We start from the raw sequence: 24,250 nt of genomic DNA, 5'->3' as shown, positions 1-24,250 counted from the left end.
CCTTTTATAAATTGAACTTAACAAACAAGCATTATGGTAAAGTATTTCCCTATTTTATTTATAGCGATGTCACTATTGTTCTCCAGTTGTGGCAGCGTACCTGTAACCGGACGTAAACAATTGAATCTGGTTTCGAACCAAGAGGTTCTTTCGTTGAGTTTACAGCAATATCAACAATTTATAAAATCTGCGCCAATATCAACCGATAAGAAGAATACGGCATTGGTACAGAAAGTTGGTAGAAATATAGCGAATGCTGTTGAAACTTATCTGAAAAACAATGGTTATGCAGATGAATTAGCATCGTATGCATGGGAATTCAACCTCGTGAAGAGTGCTGATGTAAATGCTTTTTGCATGCCCGGCGGGAAAATTGTCGTATATGAAGGAATACTGCCTTACACTCAGGACGAAACTGGTCTGGCTGTTGTCTTAGGACATGAAGTCGCACATGCTGTTGCAAAACACGCAAATGAACGTATGAGCCAACAAATGATGACTGAATATGGTACAGCTGCAATAGGTACAGCACTTGGCGGGACATCAACCGGAGTACAACAAGCCGCTGCCGCAGCAATTGGGCTCGGTTCTCAATATGGAATTTTATTACCTTATTCACGCAAACAAGAATTAGAAGCTGATAAACTTGGTCTGATATTTATGGCAATGGCAGGATACAACCCGAGTCAGGCTGCTGCATTTTGGACTCGCATGTCGCAGCAAGGAAGTAGCACTCCTGAATTTATGAGTACTCACCCTTCAGACAACACACGCATCCAACAGATAGAAAAAGATTTGCCTGAAGCTATGAAATACTATAAAGGTGGAACAGGAGCAACGAATACAAATTCGTCAAAAACATCTAACAAATGGAAGTTCTAATTGAATAAAACATAAAACAGAAGAGGCTATCTCGTGTAAGATAGTCTCTTTTATTTTAGAATTCCTTATAAAACGGAAAATCTGCAATGTCTAACAACGGTTTATCCCCGCTACTGTCGCCGTATACATATAACTGATAAGTATCTCTATAAGGATAAAGTTCCAGGAAACGTTTGACCTTCTCTACTCCGTAGCAATTTTCACCTTTGAACTTCCCTGTTATTACGCCTTCTTTAACTTCAATCTCCGTACCGATAACGTTCTCAATATCGACTGATTGAGCCCAAGGCAAAATCCAGTTGCAAATAGATGCGCTATTAATGAGCACTATATGCCCTTCCTGTTGATGAAATCTGATCTTATCGATCGCTTGTGATCTTAACGTCTGATTTATTCGATTCTTGTATTCTTTGCAAAGAGTATTAAACTCCGATAATGTCTTTCCTTTAAAGAAATAAGAAAACAGCCGTTCCTTTGCCTTATCATTTTGGATAAACCCTAGTTTAAATAAGATCAGAACAGGAGAGAGAGCAAACAACCCCCAAATCAACCTTGGAAATCCATAATAAAAGCGAATAAAATCGAATAAGGTATCTACGGTCGTTATGGTTCCGTCAAAGTCGAAAACAGCTATTACCTTCGATGAATTTACATCTATCATTACCTAAAGAATTTTGTTATAACAAAGAAAGATATAATCCATAAGATTATAATGATACGGATAAAATTATCTTTGAGGAATATCAATGTTGGATTACCACTCCTATCTTCCACAAATATGATTTGTAAATATCGGAACAACCCTACAAACACAAAAAAGGAGGTCAGATAAAGATTATCTCCATTACGTTCTGTTACTTCCGGCGAAATAGTGTACATAATATAAGCAACCATCATTACCGCCGCTACAACCACAATCGCCACATTCAGAAATGGAATATTATAGCCATCCACATTTTTACGTACTTTATCACCTGTTTCCTCATAAATTACTACATCATCACGACGTTTACCCAAAGCCAAGAATATAGCCAACAAGAAAGTCATAACGACAATCCATCGAGAAAGAGGCGTATCTGTAACAACCCCACCTATAAATATACGGATAACAAATCCTATAGCCACAATACTAATATCAATAACCGGTATATGTTTTAAAATTAGCGAGTAAAATATGTTTAGAATAAAATAAGACACCAATAATGCGAATGCAATATAGTTTCCTAAAACAAATATATACACAGACACACCGACTGCCACTAAACTAAGAATCATCAACAATGCCTCTTTTTTATTTATAGCTCCCGAAGCCAAAGGTCTATTTCGTTTTTCGGGATGAAACCGGTCTGTTGCAATATCGTTCCAGTCGTTGATAATGTATATAGAACTAGCTATTAAACAAAAGCCGACAAAAGCCCATAAATCGGCAATCAACAATGGAATATGATCCATTTTAAAAGAAAAGAATAGAGGTAAAAAGATGAAAAAATTCTTTACCCACTGATGTATTCGCATCAATTGTAAATAGTGTTTTACTTTATTCATTATTTGTTTATTCTGTTGGATATAAAGATTGTGCCATATTAATAAAATCCGTGAGATGATACAGATTGTTTATAATCAAACCGACAAACATGCATATCAAGAATACGACAAAGGCCTTTGCTTGTTTTTCTTTCAACTTATTATATAGCCATCCGATTAATAAAGGAATACAATACACCCAGTGTGCACCGTAGATAAAAGGCTGATTGATACCAAATTTCATTACACAGTGTATAATAATATCGATAAGGAATAGCAAGAAAATCATTTGCACAAAAGGGCTCTTATAATTCTTTACCAGAGAAGCTACAACGGTTGCCAGTATTAAAGCAACGAAGGTATATTGCCACCAATAAAAATAATTTCCTTCGATTATATACTGCATCGTTGAATTGTAAGCTGTATAATTCATCATTGGAGGAAAGAAGATTGGAGAGCCAAAAAAATGAGTAAAAACCATCTGGAATAAAGAGGAGCCTCCCAAAGCGCTATTGGTAAAAGATTCTCTGTGTATGAAAATCGACTCAAAAAAATTCTTCGAAAGAAAAACTATACTAATAACCTGAACAATAGATAATATTGCAAGAAATATTACTCCCAGCAAAACGACCTTCTTTAATATACTTATTTTCTTTTCTTTAAAAAATAACACAGGGACAATACCTTTTGCAACATTAGTAAGTGTAATTCCCCCTAAAATAAAATCTGCTAAAACTATATTTGAAAGAAATGGGGGTGATTTTTGTTTCTTTATATAAGATGAATTATAATAAACATTAAATGCCAAAAATATAGCAGATAGCGTAAAGCTTTCAGGTGTAAAGCTCAAGAGTAGGTTTGTAGAAAAAAATGCGAAAAATAATGTTATCAAATAAGCTACAGACCTTTTTATTTCAATGATCTCTCTCAGATATCGAAAAATATAAACAGAGGACATACTGATCATCGAGGAGGATAATAAAACAAAAAGGAGAGTTTTAGCTTTGAATGTAACTAAATATGCAAGTCCGTTGCCAATAAGAACAAAAGGGTAATAAAATAACATCAGGAGAGGATGCCCGCTTATCTGTGTTCGTCCCAACTTTAAGATTAAGGGGTTATCATAAGAAAAATAAATATCTGTTTCATACGACATATTATCTATCACAGATGTACTTAATGCTATATATATCGAATAGGATAAATAAATTAATAGCAGTATAAAGAATAGCAACTTCTCTTCTTTTTTCTGGGGCAAAAGGGCTTTCGATAAAAATTTAAAATCAGTAATTTTAAAACGAATACTTTTATTCATATTTTATGTAAGTAAGTGTTAGTCTGGGATACACCGATCTTTATTAAGTTTGATAGGCAAACTCAAAAAATAAAAGCCAAAATTACATTAATTATTTTTAAATCACACAGATAATAATTGAAAATTAAAGAATTAGACTGTACAAACTGTGTCAAAAATTTATTATTAAAATCTGATCTTTGTTGGAATAAGAAGTATAGTATCTTGTTTTGTTTATAAAATAATGGAGTTTCGTGATGAAGTTGCTTCAAAAAGAATCCTGCTAATCTCACGACTTGCAGGACCCCAACCTTAACACAAACTTTACAAAACTACACAATATATTTTTATTTATTTTTCTATCCTTTACGAAGCATTTATTTACCTCTGATCAATATTCTAAAACATACCTATCTGAGCGTCGAGCCTCGCCCTATATTCCGACGGAGACTGCCCTGTATGCTTTTTGAAAAATCTACCTAAAGAAGCTTGACTCGAAAAATGTGTATCCAATGTTATTTCCTGAATATTTAACGCTGTATTATTTAACAACGATTTTATTTCCAACAAAGTATATTCTACAATCCAGTCTTTGGCAGATCGACCACTTACATCCTTTATCACCTTAGAAAGATACTTGGGTGTTATACCCAATTGCTTCGCATAAAAAGACATTTCTTTATTTTCGTGGTAATGCTTTAGTATTAAAAGAAAAAATTGATATGCCAAGTTCTCTTTCCTTGAACAAGGAGTAGCATTCGCAGACAATAAGCTATTCTTAAAACTATAATAAACATCCAAATAAAAAAGTCTTATTAAACTTACTATATATTCCCTCTGAAACATACAGTCTGACGTAAGAAATCTTTCATTAACAAGATTATAGTATTCAGAATACCGAGACATCTCATTCTTAGTCAGTTTGTAAAAGTGCTTTTGCCTCATATATATGAAGAATAGTGGCGAAAAGCGTGAAATACCACCTAGAATATCATCTGTTATTGTTTGGGAAAGTAAAAAATAATCAATTTTAAAGTTGTCGCTTTTATCTTTTACCGATATAGTCTGATTTGGCAATAAAACGATCATCTCTCCTTCTACAAAACGATGCTCTTCCTGACGCTGATGGACTTCGATAGTAATAGCTCCTTCATAACAAACACCAACTATACCAAAAGTCGCACAAAATGCTGAATGAGGAACTGGTAAAGAGTGAGCATTCTTATATAATTTAAATTCGTTCTCTAACGAATATCCAAGCTCGTTACTTTCCTTTTCTAGCATGACTTTTGTTTAGTTTTGTTATGTGTTATTTATCATGAAATATTGCTCTTAATATTTCACGGTGCAAATATAGAATTTAATTTCTTAATAGCGAAAATAAATGGACTTTTAGTATAATATTTATAATTATTTAAACCTTTACTCTTCACTTCTTTTACAGATAGAGATTTTCTGTTATTTTCGATCCTTTTTCTTCATTCATTGATCGTTTTAATAAAATATTCAATAACAGAGCATTAATATAAGAAGAAAGATATAATTACTCTCAGTTGTATTAAACTATAAGTCTACTAATCTTTAAACTCATTATTTTGATAAATAGTTATTTTTTTTGAAGATAAACTCCCAGCAGAACCTGGATATATATTTAGAAAATCTCGTTTACACGAATATCATCGTAGTGTTTCTATTTGTTTTGTTAATCTTTTGAATGATACCAATCGATTAAATAACTCATAAAAAACCGTCCTGAGACGGGCAATCTCAGGACGGTGAGAGGACAACCAAAGCAATCCTCATTTTCGGGAACTTTATAACTACCTTATAACAAGGCTTTGTCATATAGACAAATGTTTCACTAAAAATTATTATCAATATTTATATGCCTTGCTAGATTATCATCAGTGTAAGAATGGATATATTATTCTATTTCAAGATTCTGATTATTTTATAATTATAATGCATAGTTAGCAAAGACTCGCTTCAATAACAATAGGATACAACTTTTTGGCACAGCACAAAACGCATAAGATTCTACAGATAAAGAGATTACCCCCTTTCTTAAAACATTAAAATATGACTTTTTAAGGAGTAAAAAAATGCTATAACTTTTACCTTATAGCATCATATATCTCTTTGATTGTAATTTACTCTTATATTCAGCCTGTGTATTATTTCATTTGATGTATTTTCATTTCCAAAAACTTAAAAAAATCATCCGCATAAAAATCATCATCTTCATTCATATAATCACGACAAAAGACTCTATACTCATTGCCTTTTAGCCCGGGCTCAATTAAGAAATAATACAAAGCATCCCCCTCTCCTTCTTCCAAAATAGTCAATTCATTCTGAGATGTAGCATTACTTATTATCTGAGACTTATATAAATATAAAAGGCTATCTACATCTGCAATATTATAGTTTTCGGGAGGAGACACATATTTAACATATTCATCTTCTACTTTGAAGTACTCAAACTCCTGCGACCACCACTTATAAGAGTCAGGTAAAGGAAATCCTAATTCTTGCTCCGTGTAGTCAATCCACTCTTGCTTTACTACACCCTTCTTTCCGTGTTTTATTTTATATTCATTAGCTCTGAATAACTCAAGGAACTTATGATATGCGGGGGTCATCTATACTAATTTTAATGGTTTGAGATACAGAATACATTTAGCTTAAAAGTTAACAAATGGTCAATTAAACTAATAATTCGACGTAAATATATTTACAAAGATACAATTCAAAATCAAATACGACCTTACTTGTCAGTAGCAAAATAAAACTTTCGAGATCAGAAACATTCTGCTATAAAACAGAAAAGGCATGCTCAAAGCATACCTTTTCCATTTTATTTTGTTTTCAAGAATGATCTAATTCATACTAAACTTATACCCTAAAGTCAATAGTCCTTGGAATGAGTTTGTCTTCAAAGAAGCTTTATCTGCTCCTGCAAAAGAATACAAATCTGCCTTCTGAGATTTCATTACAAAGGCAACATCTGTGTAAAAATAACCATTCGACCAATCGGATTTACCTCTTCTTTCAGGAATAAATTGATATCCTAATCCATAAGTGATATAGTGAGTATCGGCATCGAATGCATATTGTGTAACAGGACGAGGATCTGTAGTAACCTCATTTCCATTATTCTTTATTTTTGAGTCAAAAGGACTTTGCACCCATGAATAACCTACACGACCTGAAAATTTGCTGGTAAAACGATATTCAATACCAACACGTAAGGCTGATGCCATTTTGAAATCGTTTTTAATATATTCATTCGGATCCGGGGTAAATGCTTTACTGTTACGATTAAACAGCTTCATATTATTCTTATAGTTTGTCAATTCATAGTCTGCACTTATGATAGCCTTTGTCCCTATAACTCCCGCCATACTAAATGTCCATTTATCGGGTGTACGTAATTTATAATCAAAGACAGCATCTTCCCGCCCATCGTAGCTTTTTACTGTTCCTGCTACATAATCGGGATCAAGACTAGAGCTCGATACTCCTGATAAATTATGACTCAAATCGGCAGCAAAATGATCTGTCATTTTATACCATGTTGGCGAGTGGTAAGCAATACCTATACGGAATTCTTGAACCGGTTTTATTATCACTCCCGCTTTTACTTGCCAACCTGTTCCATCCGTTCTATTCCAATTATACAAATCAAATCTGCGATTATCTGCCAATGCGCCATTTCCATCAGGCATATACTCTGTATATTGAGAATAGAGACGATAGTTTATATCTGTCATAGAAATTGTAGCACCAACGCTCACAATATCAGAGAAAGAAGTTCCGATATTGAAATCATATGAACTAATATAACCTTTCTCTTCCACAAACAAATCATTAGAAACGTTGTTTGATATTGCCGGACTATAGCTACCGCCGTTAGAACCTTCATTTATCAAAAAAGAATTGTAGCCTAATACCGTCAACCAATCCTGACTGTCCCACACTCCCCAAAAGTCATTATCTTTTAGAGATAGGCGTGAAGCTGGAACTTCATTAAAATTCGCTCTACCAGCCATATAACCCGTAAGAGATCGAGTATTATCGCCCATTACGGCATATTTCCTGTCAAAGCTTTTTAAACGGTTATAAGAAAATCCAAAATTAAGAAAAGGAACTACATCATCATATAAAGGAAAAGTTCCCACAAAGGCTAAATTATCAAAAGCAAAAGTAAATTTATTTTCATTTTGCTTACCTATATTCAACTGACCTTGTGACTTTGTATTCTGAAAATTCATTGTAGTCACAATTTCAGACTTTTGATAAACTCCTATACCGGCAGGATTTATTGCGATACCGGAGATATCACCTCCCAGTGCACCAAATGCACCCCCCATAGCCACAGATCTTGCCGTACCGGTTAAATCGTTCTTGGAAAATCTGTATGCATCCATTTCATTTTGAGCATAAACCATTCCTACCGAAAAGGCAACAGCAAGCATTAATAATGATAATTTTTTCATATTTCAATATTTTTTATCTAACAGATGAAATTTGCATGTTTAAACTCTTTCGAAACGAAACATACACATTTCAGAGTATATTAAATGTTCTATTTTCTTATATTTTCCATAAAAAGCTGTTCCAATAACCACGTTTGTTGAAACAGCTTTTATATTTTTATTATGATACGATCGTATTATCTGCGTCCGCTACTACTTCTACCACCGCCGCCACTGTATGATCCTCCACCGGAAGAACGTCCCGAAGAAGAACTACCGGAGCTGTAAGATCCTGAGCTTCTTGAAGAAGAGCTACTAGAAGAACTACTACTATAACTTGGGCGTGAACTTGAAGAAGATGAACTGCTGCTATTATAGCTTGGACGGCTACTAGAAGAGCTACTAGAAGAACTGCCACTGTTGTAACTTGGACGGCTGCTACTAGAAGAGCTCCTTGATGGGCTACTACTGTTATAGCTTGGTCTTGAGAAACTACCGGACGATCCACTATTATAACTTGGGCGTGTACTGTTGGACGAACCACTATTGTAACTTGGACGGCTACTATTTGATGAACCGCTGTCATAACTTGGGCGTGTGCTCGGACGAGTACTTACATCGGATGAAGAACCTCTTCCCGAAGATGTTCCGCTATTGTAACTTGGACGAGTAGTAGGTCGTGTACTAATACCGCTTGACGATCCTCTACCTGTAGATGTTCCGCTATTGTAGCTTGGACGAGTAGCCGGACGGGTGCTCACACCACTTGACGACCCTCTACCAGTACTATATGATGGACGAGTACTTACGTTACTTGATCCTCTACCCGAACTATATGATGGTCGAGTACTTACACTAGAAGAAGAACCACGTCCTCCACTATATGAAGAATATCTGCCGGAGTTATTATATCCGGAATTATAGCGTCCTGAATTATTGTAAGCCGAGTATCTGCCGCTTGAGCTATATCGTGGACGTCCCGAATACGAATAGTTTGAACGATGATAATGTCCACCGCCATACCAGCCTCCGCCGCCGTACCAGCCGGAATACCAGCCACCATACCAAGGACTATTCCATCCCCAACCCCAAGAGCCTCCATACCAAGGTCTGCTCCAACCCCAGCCCCAAGAGCCATAGTACCAAGGATCATACCATCCCCATGCATAAGAAGGGGAATACCATGAATCGTACCAAGGATAATATCCATATCCTCCCCAGCCCCAGCCGAAGTTTACGTTAAAATTCCAACCTCGATTACGATAATAGTTGCTATATGTGTCATTTACAACATATACATTAATCTCGTTATCACTAGAAATTTTAACACTATTAGCGGGATCGTGGAATCTTACTATACGATCGGTATATTCATAATCATTATATCCATCTGCGTTTACAATAGAGTCGTCAGGCATCTGTGTTTGCTCGGAATCGTATACGCTTACATTACCTCTACGGTTATAAGCATCTACATCGATATTCACATTCCCTGTTCGCTCTAATGTTATATCCCCATTGTCTTTCACTACCAAAACCTGAGTTTGGTCTACTTGCTTTTGGGGAGCAGTAGTCTTTACTTTTACTTCTTTCTGTTTCGATTCTTTCGATTTAGAAGTAGCATATATGTCATCCCATTCCTGAGCAAAAGCCAAGAACGGTATAGCTGACACGAGAATCATTAGAAACATTTTTTTAGCTTTCATAATCTGCTCTCCTATAATTATTATTTACTAATTTAGTTTTGTATTCACTTACTGTACAATATACTTTTATGTATATATCTTAGACTAAACAATCGTCAAAAGGTTTAAAACTTACAGTAAGATCTTATGGTATATAAAACAAATGTACGACTTTTATTTTTCAATTCAATATTATATATACTAAAGATGCGAAGAAACAAACCTATGTTGCTCCCTATTGTGTTAAAAATAGTTATCCTTAGGTTATTTCTTCACTTAACCTCGTTTATACCAATAAAAAAGATGCTTCTTGGTTTAGAAGCTACTTTTAGCTACGTTTATTCTTCGAATTATAGAGGACGTGGTGTGGTAAAAGAAAAAGCGTATTTTTATAAAAAGCCACATTAAGCGAATTCATGATTGAATTTTCTCTCCATTACAATATAATCATAGCCATTTTTAGAGAAAAATTCATCGGTTTCACTATATCCAAATTTTTTATAAAAATCAGTTGCACCACTGCGAGCATTACACCATAGACGATCTAGCTTTAAATCGTTTGCATAAGATATAAGCCACTCCATTAGAGCTGTAGCATATCCTTTACCTTGCATTTCGCTGCGAGTTGCTAGTTTTCGGAACTGAACATCTCTACCATGCAGAAATATAGACATAACAGACACTAAGTCATCATTTTCGTATACACCAATATGCAAACCTCTGTCATCGTCAGGCAATTTTACGAACTCAATATCTTTATCCGGATACATCACTTGCCTGCGCAAGCCCAAAACATCTTCATATGGGGCTTCGGAAATAATCATTTTATTAAAATTTATATGTTAGCATTAATCGACCTTCTGATGTTTTAGAAAATACATCATCAAAATATCTATAATTTGTGTCGCGCATATAGTTGTAATATATACCCGTTAAGAACAAATGGCTTCTTAATTTTATATCTGTACGAAGACTGATCGCATGTAGAATTGCTTGCGATCGATCCCCCTGATAATTAAACTCATGGACATCAATATTATCCCAATCTATATCTTTGGGATACCCCTTCCAAGTAAACATACGATAGACCTCATAATTACCCGACATACTGATCCAATCCTTATACGTCAGATTAAAACCTAACTTTGTACTGAAACCACTGGCAAGGTTATAATTACGCATATCTACCACATAATGATCGCTAAGTGCTCCACCAAGCAACACCAGATTTGTATGCATAAATGCATTAAATCCTACATTCTGTATACGTTTACTTTGATAGATGAACCCCGCCCCGAATGATGCAGGAGTACAAAACTTGTATGGAATTTTACCCGAAACATCTGATATTGTATCCGAATCATAATAATCGAAATGTTGATAGAATCCTAAACTTAGAAAATCATTTTTTGTATCTACCAATTCTGTTACATACAGTCGACCAATAATATTTAGTTGGCTAAGCATTGGCTGCGAACTGTGTATATTGAGATTACTCTTAAAGGTGAAATAATCATAGGGTTTTTCATTCTCATCTGAAAATCGATCACCATATTCGATGTTTACATCCATTGCAGCCCCTACCCCCTTGTCGAGAATCTCACCTTTCAGCTCCAAAACTCTAACTCCGGCAGATACCTCTACACTTACATCGGGCACTCCAAACTGTTTGCCAGTAGTAGAACGTCTACGCCAAGCATCTCCATTCAGTATTCTTGTCAGCCCTCTGGTTGGAGCTATTACAAAGGCTGCTAATTCGCGTCCAAAGCGATGGCTTCCTTCGCGGCGATCATCCAACACTAGATCGGACGTCCGATAAAGCACCTCTCCAAGCGATAGACCACCAATAGGCGTTGCTATTATATCATTTATTGATGGATACTCATTTTCCATAAACAATTCCCACATGGCACTACCACCGAGAGCAAAAAGCCCCGACTCCCAATAATTAAAGCCTCTGGAACGAGCCGAGTTGTAATATAGATTACCATGATAAGGGTGCAGAAACATATTTGTTCCCATCTGATCATTATCCCAAACAAAACCACCCTTTAGATTTTTTTTTATAGTATGCATATTTATATATGCAAAATCTTCCTTCATTACAAACCGATCAAATCCCCAGATAGCCATATTCAGACCAAAATTCTGAGTTGCCGCTTCCCAAAACTTTTTCTTAGAATAAAAAGCTATGTCAATCGAGTCAGCCGGCTTGGGTGGAGCCACCTGATAACGAATAGCAAACTGAGCTTGAGCGTAAAATGAGATTAATAAAAATGTAAAGAATAAGAGAAACTTATTTTGCATCGATTAACCTGATTTATTAAAAATATTAAATTCAAGTAGCAAATATAATTCATTGCTTCTTGTAACGATACATATAGTATCGCTTTTTTATTGAAATCGCTACTTTAACTTAAATCTAACTTTTAGCAATACCTCTGTAGGCCTCAACATATATGCAGAATAATAACGACTGACATCGCTGTATGAGGCAGAAACAAACTGTTTGGAATTGAATATATTTGTATAATCAAACATAAACTCTAATTGTTTATACTTGTACTTTGCACTTATATCACCAAATGTCATAGATCGACTTCCCGATATAATTGCATTATTATAAAAACTTTCACACTTCAGGTTAAGCGACATCCCCTTGAATGGAAATATACTCAGCTGAACATTATGAGACATTGTGCGTATTGGATCAAATGTTTTTTCCTCATTTTTCACCTTACTAATACTTTGTGAATATTTAAACTCGCATTGTAAATTAACAGAAGGGCTTATCTTAGTTATTATACGAGGAGAAAAAGAATATCCCTGATTATTATAATCGATAAATCGTCCTTGTGTAACCTGAGAAGAGCGACTAATCGTATAGTTCCCTCCCAGAAAAACAGTTGAGCTTAACGTTTCAATATCTTTACTGAGGTGCATATCTGCTCCTAGCCTTTCGGTAGTAGAAGGGGCTAAAATTGAAGAACGTAAGGTAAGGGTTCCCAAATAAGAATAATCAGACAAAAGGTTCGTCCTAACATTGGAATAGCTAATATTAAACATTCCAAATAGAGTTGTAATAGGATCCCTATAATACAAAGATGCGCTTGCATTATGCGCCTTTTGTTCAAAAACATCCCCGTCATTTTTCAACAAGCTACGATACGACGATAGAATATATCCTTTATACAGTTGGTTGATCTTACCGATAGAAGTTTTATAGCTGTAGTTGCAGTAAGACGTCCAATAACCAGATATTTTATAATGAAGAAATAAAGAAGGATTAAAAGAAAAATTATTTCTGCGACGCTTTTCATCGGAAATATTGTCCTTTACATCAAGAAGTGTGTAATTAAAAGGTAATGACAATACAGAGTTTAGCTTTCCTTTAGCATAGGTATAAACTGGGCTAAAGATTAGCTCATATTTAACTTGTCGGAGATCATTTTTCAATGAATCAGGCACATTTGTAGTATTATCTGTTCCCAATTCAGAACTTAAACCTTGTATATCAGTACGCATGCTTACAGCATACTCCTGTTTCCAAGTTCCTTTACCGAACCCTAATGAGACCTTATTATATGCAGCCAAATTATCTTGTTCTACACTCTGTATCATCTTTGATGAATAAGCCGAAGGACTTAACAAATCTTTATACAGCAAAGGCTCTATAGATAATGTATGCGCAGATGAATTGTATCCGAAAAAAGAATAAAAGTTCCATGTATACTTTTCTCCTGTCTTCACCATATTGAACGTATTATTAATACTATAGTACGGCCTTTTCAGATATTGACTAACGCTATCAGCAGAAATGACATCTCCTCTCTCCCTATCCCATATACCCTCAATCTTCAAAAGATTATTAAAATAAAATTTATCTTTATTTGCATTCAATTGAATATCTCCAGTCAACCGTTCTTTTCTTAGGCGAGAGTTCATGTATTCTTCTATCTTCAAAACACTATCATTTGCCAAATAGTATTCAGTAAAAGCATAACTGTCTTTTCGTTGCAGATCGTTCAGGTAGCTAACGTTGGTGGTCAATTGATAATCATTCTTTAAAGACCACAAATTATTCGCAGACAATATATTTGATTGATTATTCAGATAGCGTTTTTCTGCTATGGATGGAGATAAGGGGCTCTGCACAGCCAGAAGACCTCCTTTATCCATATTAGAAGCATCATTCGAATAAAAAGAAGTCAACTCTCGAGTGACATCATCGCCCGAATTGTTTCCCTTATAAATTGTTATATTCTGCAATTTCTTAGCTATGTACATCCCTGTCAATTCGTTGTTCCAAAGCAAAGGCGAACCACCTAATCCGAGCTGTGCATTCGCAATGATAGTCCCTTTGGCCGAATCTTTCAACTTCAGATTAATAGCTGCATCTTCCGACATTTCTTTGTCTTTTAGAGCTTTTATTGGTTGGTGATTTTCCAACACTTGCACGGTTGATACATCTTTTGCATCGATATTGTTTGTAGCAATACCATAACGCCCTTGCAACAGATCGGCATTCTCTATATAGAATTTGTTTATAGGACGATTCTGATATAAAATCGCGCCATTTTCCTGAACCTTTATTCCAGGCATCTTTTTCAGCACATCACCGATTGTTCTATCATTAAGACCTAAAAAGCTTTCTACAAGATAATTCAACGTATCACCCGCTTGCCTGATTTTAGGGGGTGTTATTTTTACCTCGTTCAACAAAATAGATGCCGATTCTATAGAAAAGTCTATATTCTGATTTCTATTTTCTACAATCTTAGTTTGCTTCTGCACATTAAAGCCAGATACAGTAATTGCAATACTATCAGCCTTGCCTTTATATTCGAGCTTGTATGCACCCTTCACGTCAGTCATAGCAAAGCCAAGAGTCAGCCGCCCCGACTTCTCTTGTAAGGTAACATTTATGTCTGCTATAGGATTACGCTTCTCATCACGAACTATTCCTGTTATTATAGTTTGAGCTTGAGCCATAGCCGAAATCAAAATAAGAAAGAGGAAAAAATATCTTTTCATGTTTTATGTCACATCAGGCAACCGGTTATTCCTTTTCTAATGATATGTACTCATTATTATTCTTTTTACGAACCATTATAACATTGCCTCCATTAACATTCACTGCCATACCCCCGGATCTCTTTTTTTTGAGCTTATCTAAATCCTTAAGGCTGGCGTTGATATAATCCTCTTTTGCCAATAAAATTTCTATAGTTGGGGTTAAATGCTCCAAACCTATAATCTCAAAAGAGAAAATATTTTCGGTATCATTCACTTTTAAAATCAGCCCGGGTAGTCCATAAAACTTCCAAGGACCATCGTTTACCGGAATATCAGAGGTAAACCAAGCATCATACGTTCGGCCTCTAAAAGTTGTAGTCGCTTTCTGACACAAATAGCCCAAAATAGTCAAGGTATCCGTTTTTATATCCCATTGAAAAGAAACCTTATCTATACATTTATATTTATTAGGAGCATCTTCGGATCTGTCTATAATTATAATCTCACCGACTTGCTTCTTTTTATACAAATGTGCAGTCTCACCTTTCTCTTCCGATTCGAATGTTGTCCCCACGTTGCTATCAAACGACGACATATCTCCATTCTTCACAACCGAAATACTCTGTATTGTTGCCGGATTCAGCTTATTGTTCATAAAATCACCAAAAATCGAATCGCGTCTAGCTCTCGTAGCATCATAATAATGGGACACTTTTGCTCCGATATCGAGTGTTAGAGTGTCTATCTTCTGTTCAGTTTTCTGACTTATCGTTACCGGCTGCACGAACTTGTAGTAGCAACGAATACCGGCTTCATCAAGATTTTCGGATGAAACATTACCTTTATCAAGTTTAACAACTTTCACATTATTTGCAGATATATTCTGTGAAAAAGCTTGCATACAAGCAGATAAAAGGATCAATAAAACAAATATCTTCTTCATATTATTTCTTTTTTTAAAGTTCTCCGACAAATATAGTCTAAAAAATTAGACAAACAATATTTAGGTCTAACAAAATAGACTAAACACCAAAATAAAAGTTTTGCTGCTAAGAATGACTGGAATATGAAATATATCAGTTACTTCCATTTATCATCTCTAAAAGTAAAAAGTTAGAAAATATTGAATTAATTTTGGAAAATGATTAAGCAAATATTATTAGTAGGACTTGGTGGGGCTGTAGGAAGTATATTGAGATTTCTTACATCTACCTTTATCGTAAGGATTGAACCATTTCCTTTTCCATTAGCTACATTTCTAATCAACATCCTCGGATGCTTCTGTATCGGCTTATTTGCAAATCTGGTTCCCTCTAATAATTTACGAATGCTACTTATTACAGGATTTTGCGGAGGCTTTACTACATTCTCTACTTTTGCTAGCGAAACTTTAACATTGGCTAACAACAACCAATCAATACTGGCATTTGTTTATGTATTGGCAAGTTGTGTTATCGGAATATCTGCCGTTTGGCTAGGAATGTACCTAACAAAATAACACATTATATATATTTAACTTTTTTGATTGTGCTTTTGGCACCTCCTTTTCATCTATAATATATTAATAAGAAATACAAAACATAATAATATGAAAAAGCATTTATTCTTTATTCTTTTATTCTTTTCATTAAGTAGCATTATGAGATCACAAACTTCTAACAATAAATATGAAAATGAATGGAAAAACATAGAGCAACTTGCATCTGAAGACTTACCCCAATCTGCATTACAGTCGGTAGATGATGTACTGAAGATGGCAATCGCCGAAAAGAACAATACACAAGTAATAAAGGCACTTATATATAAGAATAAGTTCAAAAAAGAAATCGATTTTAGTGATAATGAAGGCATATTAAGTGACCTCCAGAACCTCCTAAGGCAGTCAAATGATGTTACAGAAAAAGCACTGTTAAACTCTATGCTTGCCGAAGCTTATCTAGACTACTACAATGCAAATAGCTGGGAGATCAATAGACGTACCAACCTTTCTGATGTAATTCCGGATGATATAAAAGAATGGACAGGAAATATATTTGTTAATAAAATTGCAGATCATCTCAAGCTTTCAGTTGCAGATATTGCAACACTAAAAAAACATACAACAAAAGAATATGATGATATAATCAACCTTGGTAAGGATACTCAAAGATTTCCCACATTGTATGACTTCTTGATAAAAAGAGCCATAGAGATAGCAGAGAATATACAAAATATTGATAACAGTGAATTTGACCCTACCCTTATAGGTTTAGACATCAAACAACTAATCCTCCCGGCTGATGAGTTCGTTAAGCTTAACATGAAGTCAGCTTCGGGTAATAGAATGCTTGCATATATATATTATCAGCAATATTTGAAAAATCTATTGGATAGAAATATGACTGCAACAATCATATCAATGGAGATTGGTAAGATAACTTTTACTCAAAACAAGTCGAATTCATTTACGCCAAAAGACGTATTGGATACATATTTGAAACTTGAGAAAAAATATGAATCAAACGAAAACTGTTCCGAAATAATAGCTAAAATAGTTGATGCTTATAATTACGGAACGGATGGTATGGACATAGCTAAAAGAAATGAAACCATATATGCATGGTTGAAAAAAGGATTAGATAAATATCCTAAATCGTATGGAGCGAGAATTTTACGACAACAATTGAACGTTCTTGAATCTCCAATCCTTCTAGTTAATGGTAAAAATCTGCAATATCCGAATGAGGAAATCCGACTAAAAGTAGAATATAAAAATGTAAAAACAGATAGCATAGCACCATTCAAACTATTGAGAAAATTAAATGGGAAATATTCCTTAATAAAAGAATACTCACTGAATCTGACATCTAAAACAACATATAACGCTGATACATTAGATTTGAATATAGGAAAACATCAACCCGGCGAGTATATATTCACAACCCGAACTATTGAAGAACTTGACAAAGAAATACCAAAAGGTGAAGAAGAAAATATGCTTTATAATAGGTGGGATGACAACCAATTCAAATTTATTGTTTCTTCTCTAATGACATTCTCTCGCAATAGCGCAAAGAATGAATACGAAATATTTTTAGTTGACCGAAATTCGGGCAAGCCTATAAAAGATGCTACAGTAAAAATACATTCTATAGTCAGAAAAAAGGATGATAAAAAAATATTGCTAGCTACATTAAAAACAAATGAAATAGGTATCGCAACATTCATCGATTCGCGCGATATCAAAGATCTATACTCTGTGGCTAAATACAAAGTAGAACTTGGTGCAGACTCGTGCTTGCAAGCAGAGAATTTAAATTCAAACTCGTACAGATGGGAGCGTACTGTTCCTTACAGCACCCAAGAGAATACGATTAATATATTTACCGACAGGAGCATATATCGTCCCGGGCAAACTGTTTATTTCAAAGCCATCGTGATCGATAAAGAATCCAAAGTTTTAGCGAATCAGACTTGTACAATAGAGTTATTGGATGTGAATAATGAAACGGTTACAGAAAAAGACATCATCACAAATGAATTCGGTTCTGCATCAGGAGAATTTATCTTACCGCAATCCGGATTATTAGGCCAATATAGTATAATGGCAACCAGCGGCGGAGCAGGAACTAACTATTTCAATGTAGAAGAATATAAACGACCAACCTTTGAAATCACCTTTGATAAATTAAAAGAAACTTATGCTTTCGGAGAAGAAATAAAACTGAAAGGTTATGCAAAAAATTATTCAGGTGTAAACCTACAACAAGCGGATGTAAACTATACTATAACCCGCAAACAGCTGGACATCTGGCGCTGGGGAAGAGGTTATAAAGCTCCTTTTGCCGATGGAACAGTAAAAACAAATGACGATGGTTCATTCGAAGTTGTATTTACTCCACAACCTGCAGACGAAAAAAGATATACACCTTTCAACCAACAGAATTACACATTTGAAGTTACAGCAACAGTGACGGATGTGAATGGAGAGACTCAGTCGAACCAATACTCTATTAACGTTGGCAATATTTCTATGGCTATCAATATAGACATACCTAGTCAGATAGAAAAATCGGGAAATGATAAAATAAATATAGGTGCAAAAAATTTACAAGGAGAAGACATCAAGACATCCGGAACTTACATTCTTTATAGTTTATCGGAAAATGATTCTATCAATAAGAAAGTATTTGACGGCAGATTTGAAACAGGAGAGCAAGCTAAATTAAAGTCTTTTTTACAAAGTCTGCCATCGGGAAAATATCAATTAAAAGTAAAAGCCCTTGATAGTAAGAATAATGAAATAGAAGAAAAGGCTAATTTTATTTTATACAGTTTTAGCGACAAAAAACCACCGATAAAGACAAATGAATGGCTTGTGAAAAAGAATACATCTCTTAGTCCCAACAAGCCGGCTGAGGTTATATTCGGAGTATCAGACAAAGATATATATGTATTGTACCAACTAAATAACAATAAAAAAGTATTTGAACGTCGCTTCATAAAAATGAGTGAGGCGAATCAATTGTTCACTGTTCCTTATAAGGCTGAATATGAAGACCAGATATACATGTCATTTACTTTTGTAAAAGATGGTAAGCTATACAACCAAAATGTATCACTAGCAAAAGAAACCGAAAAAAACGACACGAAGTTAAATCTTAAGCTTGAGGTCTTTCGTGATAAACTACGTCCCGGACAGGCAGAGACATGGACAATCAGTGTAAAGGATACAACCAATACCCCTTCTATAGCCGAAGTGTTGGCATCTATGTACGATGTATCACTGGATAAGCTATATCCGTATATGGCTTGGAATTTCAATCACCCATACATCGGAAAAGAAGCAATATATCCTATTTCGTTCGACTATCCATCACGGTATTGGAATTTAGATGAATCTAAGTGGTTTTATGCAGGCTCGTTATATATGGCAGAAATGAGTACGTCTGATGAAAAAACACCTGCGAGAAGATTTGACCAACTAAATTGGTTTGGATATATCAATAAATCTTTTGAGGAATATATTTATGAAAAAAGTAATCAAAGTATCGGAATTATCACCTCTAGCGGTATAGCTTCTGACGGGATATTTGCAGCAGATATGGCTGTATTAAATGAAAGTATGGTCACGGGGGTAGAATCAACGCCTGCACCTCCACGCCTAGCTCAATCAAAAAGTTTAGATGGTTACTTCGCAGCAAACTCGATCACTAGACAAGTGGAAACTGTCAATGAAGAGAACAATGCTCCCACACCTCAAATCCGCCAAAACTTCAATGAAACCGCATTTTTCTATCCTCAATTAAGAACAAACGAAAAAGGTGAAACTCTGATATCGTTCACTGTACCCGAAAGCAATACAACATGGCGTTTCAGAGCATTGGCGCATGACAAAAATTCGAGAGTAGGAACATTAGAACAATTTGTAATAACACAAAAGGAGCTGATGGTGACACCGAATATGCCTCGCTTTGTTCGTCAGGGTGATAAGACTAGTATTTCTACCAAAATATCCAATTTGTCAGAAAATGCTATCTCGGGAAATGTAAAAATAGAATTCTTCGATCCTGCTACAGATAAAGCGATTGACCTCAGAATTCCAAATCAAGAACAAACATTCTCTGTAGACAAAGAAACATCGACCTCTGCACAATGGACTTTCGATGTACCCGAAGGCTTTGAACTGATCGGTTGCCGCATTATAGCACAAAACGAAACATTCAGTGATGGAGAACAACATGTTTTGGCTGTTCTATCAAACCGTATGATGGTGACAGAAAGCATGCCTATCGATGTTACAAAAGCAGGAACTAGTACATTTACTTTCGATAAATTATACAACAATACGTCATCCACTGCAAGTAATTATAGACTCACACTCGAATATGCATCCAATCCTGCATGGTATGCTATACAAGCACTGCCTTCATTCAGTAATCCTACGAGTGAAAATGCGGTGAACTGGTTTGCTAGTTATTATGTGAATACGCTCGGTTCTTCTATCATCCGTCAGTATCCGAAAGTGGGTGCTATGATAGAAGCATGGAAGAAACAAGGAGGTGATAAACAAACATTCCTATCAAAACTACAGAAAGACGAAGAGTTGAAAAATGTATTGTTAGAAGAAACACCGTGGGTGCTGGATGCCAAAAACGAAGCAGAACAAATGCAGCGCCTTTCTTTATTATTTGATCTGAATAATACAAAACAGATGACCGATGCAGCTACCAAAAAGCTACAAGACCTACAAAACAGTAACGAAGGCGGATGGTCGTGGTACAAAGGGATGTACCCGAGCCGTTCTGTTACCCAATATATTCTGTATGGCTATGCTAAGCTACAGCAAGTTGGGCAAGTAGAATATCGTGAGGATGTGAAGGTAATGCAAATGAATGCTCTCAAATTTATTGACAGTCAGATATTGAAAGACTTTGAAAGCCTGAAAAAGAATAATAAGAATTGGGAAAAAACATCGTCTGTGTCAACCAATCAGTTAGAATACGCATATGTCCGTTCATTCTACCGAGACATACCGATTGATCAGGCAACACGTGCCGCCGAAAGGTTCTACACGAATGTTGCAAGTAAAAACTGGCAAAAACTCGATTTGTACGAAAAATCTATTCTTTCGGTTGTATTAAAAAGAAATGGAGAGAAAGAACTTGCCAATAAGATCATCAAATCAATACGCGAATATGCTGTTAAAAATCAAAAGACAGGTATGTATTGGCCAAATAATCGTAATCAGGTATTCATGTCTCTATCCGCAATCAGTGTACATACATTCTTAATGAATGCACTGCAAGAAGTTGGTTCATCGCAAGAAGAAATGGATATGCTGAAACGATGGCTGATAAATCAGAAACGAACTCAGATATGGGAATCAACGCATGCTTCGATAGACGCTATCACTGCATTGTTAAGCACAGGGTCTAATTGGTTTGCAAGTGAAGAAATACCTGTGATCTATGTAGGGAATGAGAAAATAGAACCTGAAAATAAAGAGGTAGGAACAGGCTATTTCAAAAAAGTATGGAACAAAGCCGAGATTAAAAACGAAATGGGTAAAGTAGAGGTGACAACATCAGATACCCGTCCGGCTTATGGAGCTTTATACTGGCAATATTATGAAAACTTGGATAAGATTACAGCGCATAAAGGAGACCTGAATGTAGAGAAACAGTTATTTAAAGAAATCAACACAGCTACAGGTAAATCTTTAAGTCAAATCACAGAGAACAATCCGCTTGCTGTAGGAGATAAAGTAGTAGTGCGCCTAACAGTTAGGACAGACATGGATATGGAATTTGTTCATCTGAAAGACATGCGGGCTTCTTGTTTCGAACCTATTCAAACGATATCGGGTATAAAATGGAATGAAGGATTGATGTATTACCAAACGTCAAAAGATGCATCTACTAACTTCTACTTCGATATTATGCCAAAAGGTACTTATGTATTTGAATACCCTGTATATGTAAACCGTACAGGTGAATACGCTAATGGAATCACAACAATACAATGTATGTATGCGCCTGAATTTGTATCACATACAGCCGGAATAAAAGTAACTGTAAAAGAAAAAGAATGAAAACATATCTTCCGATAATAGCTGTAATATTGCTTTTTACCGGTTTTGTATCTTTCATTTGCTATAAATCAAATAATAAATCGACAAAACAAAGCGAAGAAAGGGAAATAGTAGAATCCTCGGAATCGAAACAAAAGAAAGAAGAAAGAAAAAAACTTTATGCAAGGCTTAAAGCAAAAGCAGATGAAGCCAAAATATATAGTAAACAACAAGGACTAAGCTCGAAACACTGTATACTGATTGATTTCAGTATACACTCGGGCAAGAATCGTTTCTTTGTATGGGATTTTGCAAAAGACAGTATAAAGTACGAAAGTCTTTGTTGTCATGGATACGGACAGAAGAGCACACAGTCTAAACCCGTATTCAGTAATATTGAGGGCAGCTATTGTTCTTCATTAGGTAAATATAAAACAGGAGCACGATCATACAGCACTTGGGGTATAAATGTACACTACAAACTGCATGGTTTAGAGAAAACCAATAGCAATGCATTCAAACGGATCATAGTGCTTCATTCGCACAATCCGGTTGTGAATAAAGAAGTTTACCCAAATCATCTGCCATTAGGTTGGAGTCAAGGATGTCCTGTAATAAATAATGAGGCAATGCGCAAATGCGATGCTTTACTCAAAGAGAGTAAAAAGCCTCTACTGTTATGGATATATAATTAGTACAATACTAAATATTGCTAAATTCTTAAAAAATAGTCATATTTATTACTAACTTTGTAAGACGGTTATAGCTAATGCCTAACTACATAGTTAATAACTTAAAGTAAAATAAAGAAAATTAGGTATATGAAAAAGATTGGTTTTATACTATTGGCTTTGGTATTATCTACCAGCTTTATGATGGCTCAAAATGGAGATAAAGCTCCCAAGGCTGTCTTTACAAAAGATGTACACGACTTTGGAAAAGTGGATGAAAGTGCCGGTACTGTTACTTGCGAGTTTACGTTTAAAAACACAGGTACTGCTCCTCTTCTAATTCAACGCGTACAAACAACATGCGGATGCACAACTCCAGACTACACAAAAGAACCGGTTCTTCCTGGAAAAACAGGAGTAATAAAAGTAACTTACTCGACAACAGGTCGTCCGGGAATTTTCGCTAAAGAAATTACAGTATTTACAAACGTTCCTGATTCGGTTTACAAAGTTCGTATCAAAGGAGAAGTTATTCGCAACAAATAAAATAATAGGTTCCGGCATAGTACAATAAACAGCTAAGAACCTATAAAACAATTAAAAACAAAACAGGAGAAAGACTAGTCTTTCTCCTGTTTTGTTTTTAGTATCTTATTAACTTCACAAACGTTTTATTTATAACCATCGGAAGCTTTAAATAGAATCTACGTATTACTCTTTCGGGTCGGGTCCGTATTGATTTTGTCCATGAGTACCATCAGTACAAAGAAGGATTAACAACCAAATACTACCAATTAGAGGTATAAGTGAAACAAAATACATCCAGCCACTATGATTTGTATCATGCAACCTTCTGACTGTAACTGCTAAACTTGGTATAAAAACAGCCAAACTGTATAAACCAATCAGTACCATGCATATTATAAAAGGAATTGAAGATTCGTTCATGGCGAATAATATGCCGCCAATAATCATCAAACCTATCGGAATAAAAGAGTTGAAAAGATAAAACATCCAATATTCCGTGCGCCTAGCCCTACCACTAAAGTCAGCATACTGCTTCAATACTTTCAGATACCATTCCATAATTTTATTGTTTTTATAGTATTAAAAAAATATGGGATAAAAATAATATAATATTCTGAAAA

The 24,250-nt window shown here is 35.2% G+C and carries 17 protein-coding genes; 5 read left to right on the top strand and 12 right to left on the bottom strand.

All coding sequences use genetic code 11. The annotated features are described in order from the left end of the window. Positions 1–33 precede the first annotated feature (33 nt). The gene (locus QOX35_RS08005) at positions 34–882 is read left to right on the top strand and encodes a M48 family metallopeptidase (RefSeq protein WP_135104043.1); all 849 of its coding nucleotides are present in this window, start codon (positions 34–36) and stop codon (positions 880–882) included. Positions 883–937: 55 nt separating this feature from the next. Here the strand turns inward: QOX35_RS08005 and QOX35_RS08000 are convergent, their stop codons facing one another. From QOX35_RS08000 to QOX35_RS07950, 11 genes are all read right to left on the bottom strand, one after another. Continuing rightward, a complete protein-coding gene (locus tag QOX35_RS08000; protein ID WP_283686494.1) occupies positions 938–1,543 on the bottom strand; it encodes an HAD family hydrolase in 606 nt (201 codons plus the stop codon). Further along, complete coding sequence (locus QOX35_RS07995) at positions 1,543–2,427, bottom strand: decaprenyl-phosphate phosphoribosyltransferase (protein ID WP_283686493.1); 885 nt, start codon at positions 2,425–2,427, stop codon at positions 1,543–1,545. Before QOX35_RS07995 ends, QOX35_RS08000 begins: the two co-directional genes overlap by 1 nt. 7 nt (positions 2,428–2,434) lie before the next feature. Continuing rightward, the gene (locus tag QOX35_RS07990) at positions 2,435–3,721 is read right to left on the bottom strand and encodes a DUF6080 domain-containing protein (protein ID WP_283686492.1); all 1,287 of its coding nucleotides are present in this window, start codon (positions 3,719–3,721) and stop codon (positions 2,435–2,437) included. 378 nt (positions 3,722–4,099) lie between these two features. Next, on the bottom strand, positions 4,100–4,984 hold the full coding sequence (locus QOX35_RS07985) for a helix-turn-helix domain-containing protein (protein WP_283686491.1): 885 nt from the start codon (positions 4,982–4,984) through the stop codon (positions 4,100–4,102). 890 nt (positions 4,985–5,874) lie between these two features. Beyond that, entirely contained in the window at positions 5,875–6,342 is a 468-nt protein-coding gene (locus tag QOX35_RS07980) for an SMI1/KNR4 family protein (RefSeq protein ID WP_283686490.1), read from the bottom strand. Positions 6,343–6,579: 237 nt separating this feature from the next. After that, positions 6,580–8,199, bottom strand: coding sequence for an OmpP1/FadL family transporter (locus QOX35_RS07975; protein ID WP_283686489.1), 1,620 nt, complete (start codon positions 8,197–8,199; stop codon positions 6,580–6,582). A gap of 176 nt (positions 8,200–8,375) precedes the next feature. Beyond that, complete coding sequence (locus QOX35_RS07970) at positions 8,376–9,884, bottom strand: hypothetical protein (protein ID WP_283686488.1); 1,509 nt, start codon at positions 9,882–9,884, stop codon at positions 8,376–8,378. A gap of 383 nt (positions 9,885–10,267) precedes the next feature. Beyond that, positions 10,268–10,687, bottom strand: a complete 420-nt coding sequence (locus QOX35_RS07965) for a GNAT family N-acetyltransferase (protein ID WP_283686487.1) — start codon at positions 10,685–10,687, stop codon at positions 10,268–10,270. Positions 10,688–10,691: 4 nt separating this feature from the next. Beyond that, complete coding sequence (locus tag QOX35_RS07960) at positions 10,692–12,170, bottom strand: DUF3943 domain-containing protein (RefSeq protein ID WP_135104035.1); 1,479 nt, start codon at positions 12,168–12,170, stop codon at positions 10,692–10,694. Positions 12,171–12,269: 99 nt separating this feature from the next. Next, positions 12,270–14,897: a carboxypeptidase-like regulatory domain-containing protein gene (locus QOX35_RS07955; RefSeq protein WP_283686485.1), complete on the bottom strand. Its 2,628-nt coding sequence runs from the start codon at positions 14,895–14,897 to the stop codon at positions 12,270–12,272. 25 nt (positions 14,898–14,922) lie between these two features. Further along, the gene (locus QOX35_RS07950; protein WP_283686484.1) at positions 14,923–15,822 is read right to left on the bottom strand and encodes a GLPGLI family protein; all 900 of its coding nucleotides are present in this window, start codon (positions 15,820–15,822) and stop codon (positions 14,923–14,925) included. 198 nt (positions 15,823–16,020) lie between these two features. Between QOX35_RS07950 and crcB the strand changes: the two genes are divergently transcribed. The 4 genes from crcB to QOX35_RS07930 all read left to right on the top strand — a co-directional run bounded on the left by crcB (position 16,021) and on the right by QOX35_RS07930 (position 23,648). Next, the gene (gene crcB, locus QOX35_RS07945) at positions 16,021–16,377 is read left to right on the top strand and encodes a fluoride efflux transporter CrcB (RefSeq protein WP_252636487.1); all 357 of its coding nucleotides are present in this window, start codon (positions 16,021–16,023) and stop codon (positions 16,375–16,377) included. A gap of 90 nt (positions 16,378–16,467) precedes the next feature. Continuing rightward, positions 16,468–22,452 carry an alpha-2-macroglobulin family protein gene (locus QOX35_RS07940; RefSeq protein ID WP_283686483.1) on the top strand — a complete coding sequence of 1,995 codons (5,985 nt, stop codon included), beginning with the start codon at positions 16,468–16,470 and terminating at the stop codon, positions 22,450–22,452. Next, positions 22,449–23,126 carry a murein L,D-transpeptidase catalytic domain-containing protein gene (locus QOX35_RS07935; protein ID WP_283686482.1) on the top strand — a complete coding sequence of 226 codons (678 nt, stop codon included), beginning with the start codon at positions 22,449–22,451 and terminating at the stop codon, positions 23,124–23,126. Before QOX35_RS07940 ends, QOX35_RS07935 begins: the two co-directional genes overlap by 4 nt. Positions 23,127–23,252: 126 nt before the next feature. Continuing rightward, entirely contained in the window at positions 23,253–23,648 is a 396-nt protein-coding gene (locus QOX35_RS07930) for a DUF1573 domain-containing protein (protein ID WP_283686481.1), read from the top strand. A 165-nt stretch (positions 23,649–23,813) separates the two neighbouring features. Here QOX35_RS07930 and QOX35_RS07925 read toward each other — a convergent pair whose 3' ends face one another. Beyond that, positions 23,814–24,188 carry a DUF805 domain-containing protein gene (locus QOX35_RS07925; RefSeq protein ID WP_283686480.1) on the bottom strand — a complete coding sequence of 125 codons (375 nt, stop codon included), beginning with the start codon at positions 24,186–24,188 and terminating at the stop codon, positions 23,814–23,816. Positions 24,189–24,250: the final 62 nt, after the last annotated feature.

The sequence above is a fragment of the Dysgonomonas sp. Marseille-Q5470 genome (genome assembly GCF_951230145.1).
GTDB lineage: Bacteria > Bacteroidota > Bacteroidia > Bacteroidales > Dysgonomonadaceae > Dysgonomonas.
This window is presented reverse-complemented; position numbering and strand designations above follow the sequence as displayed.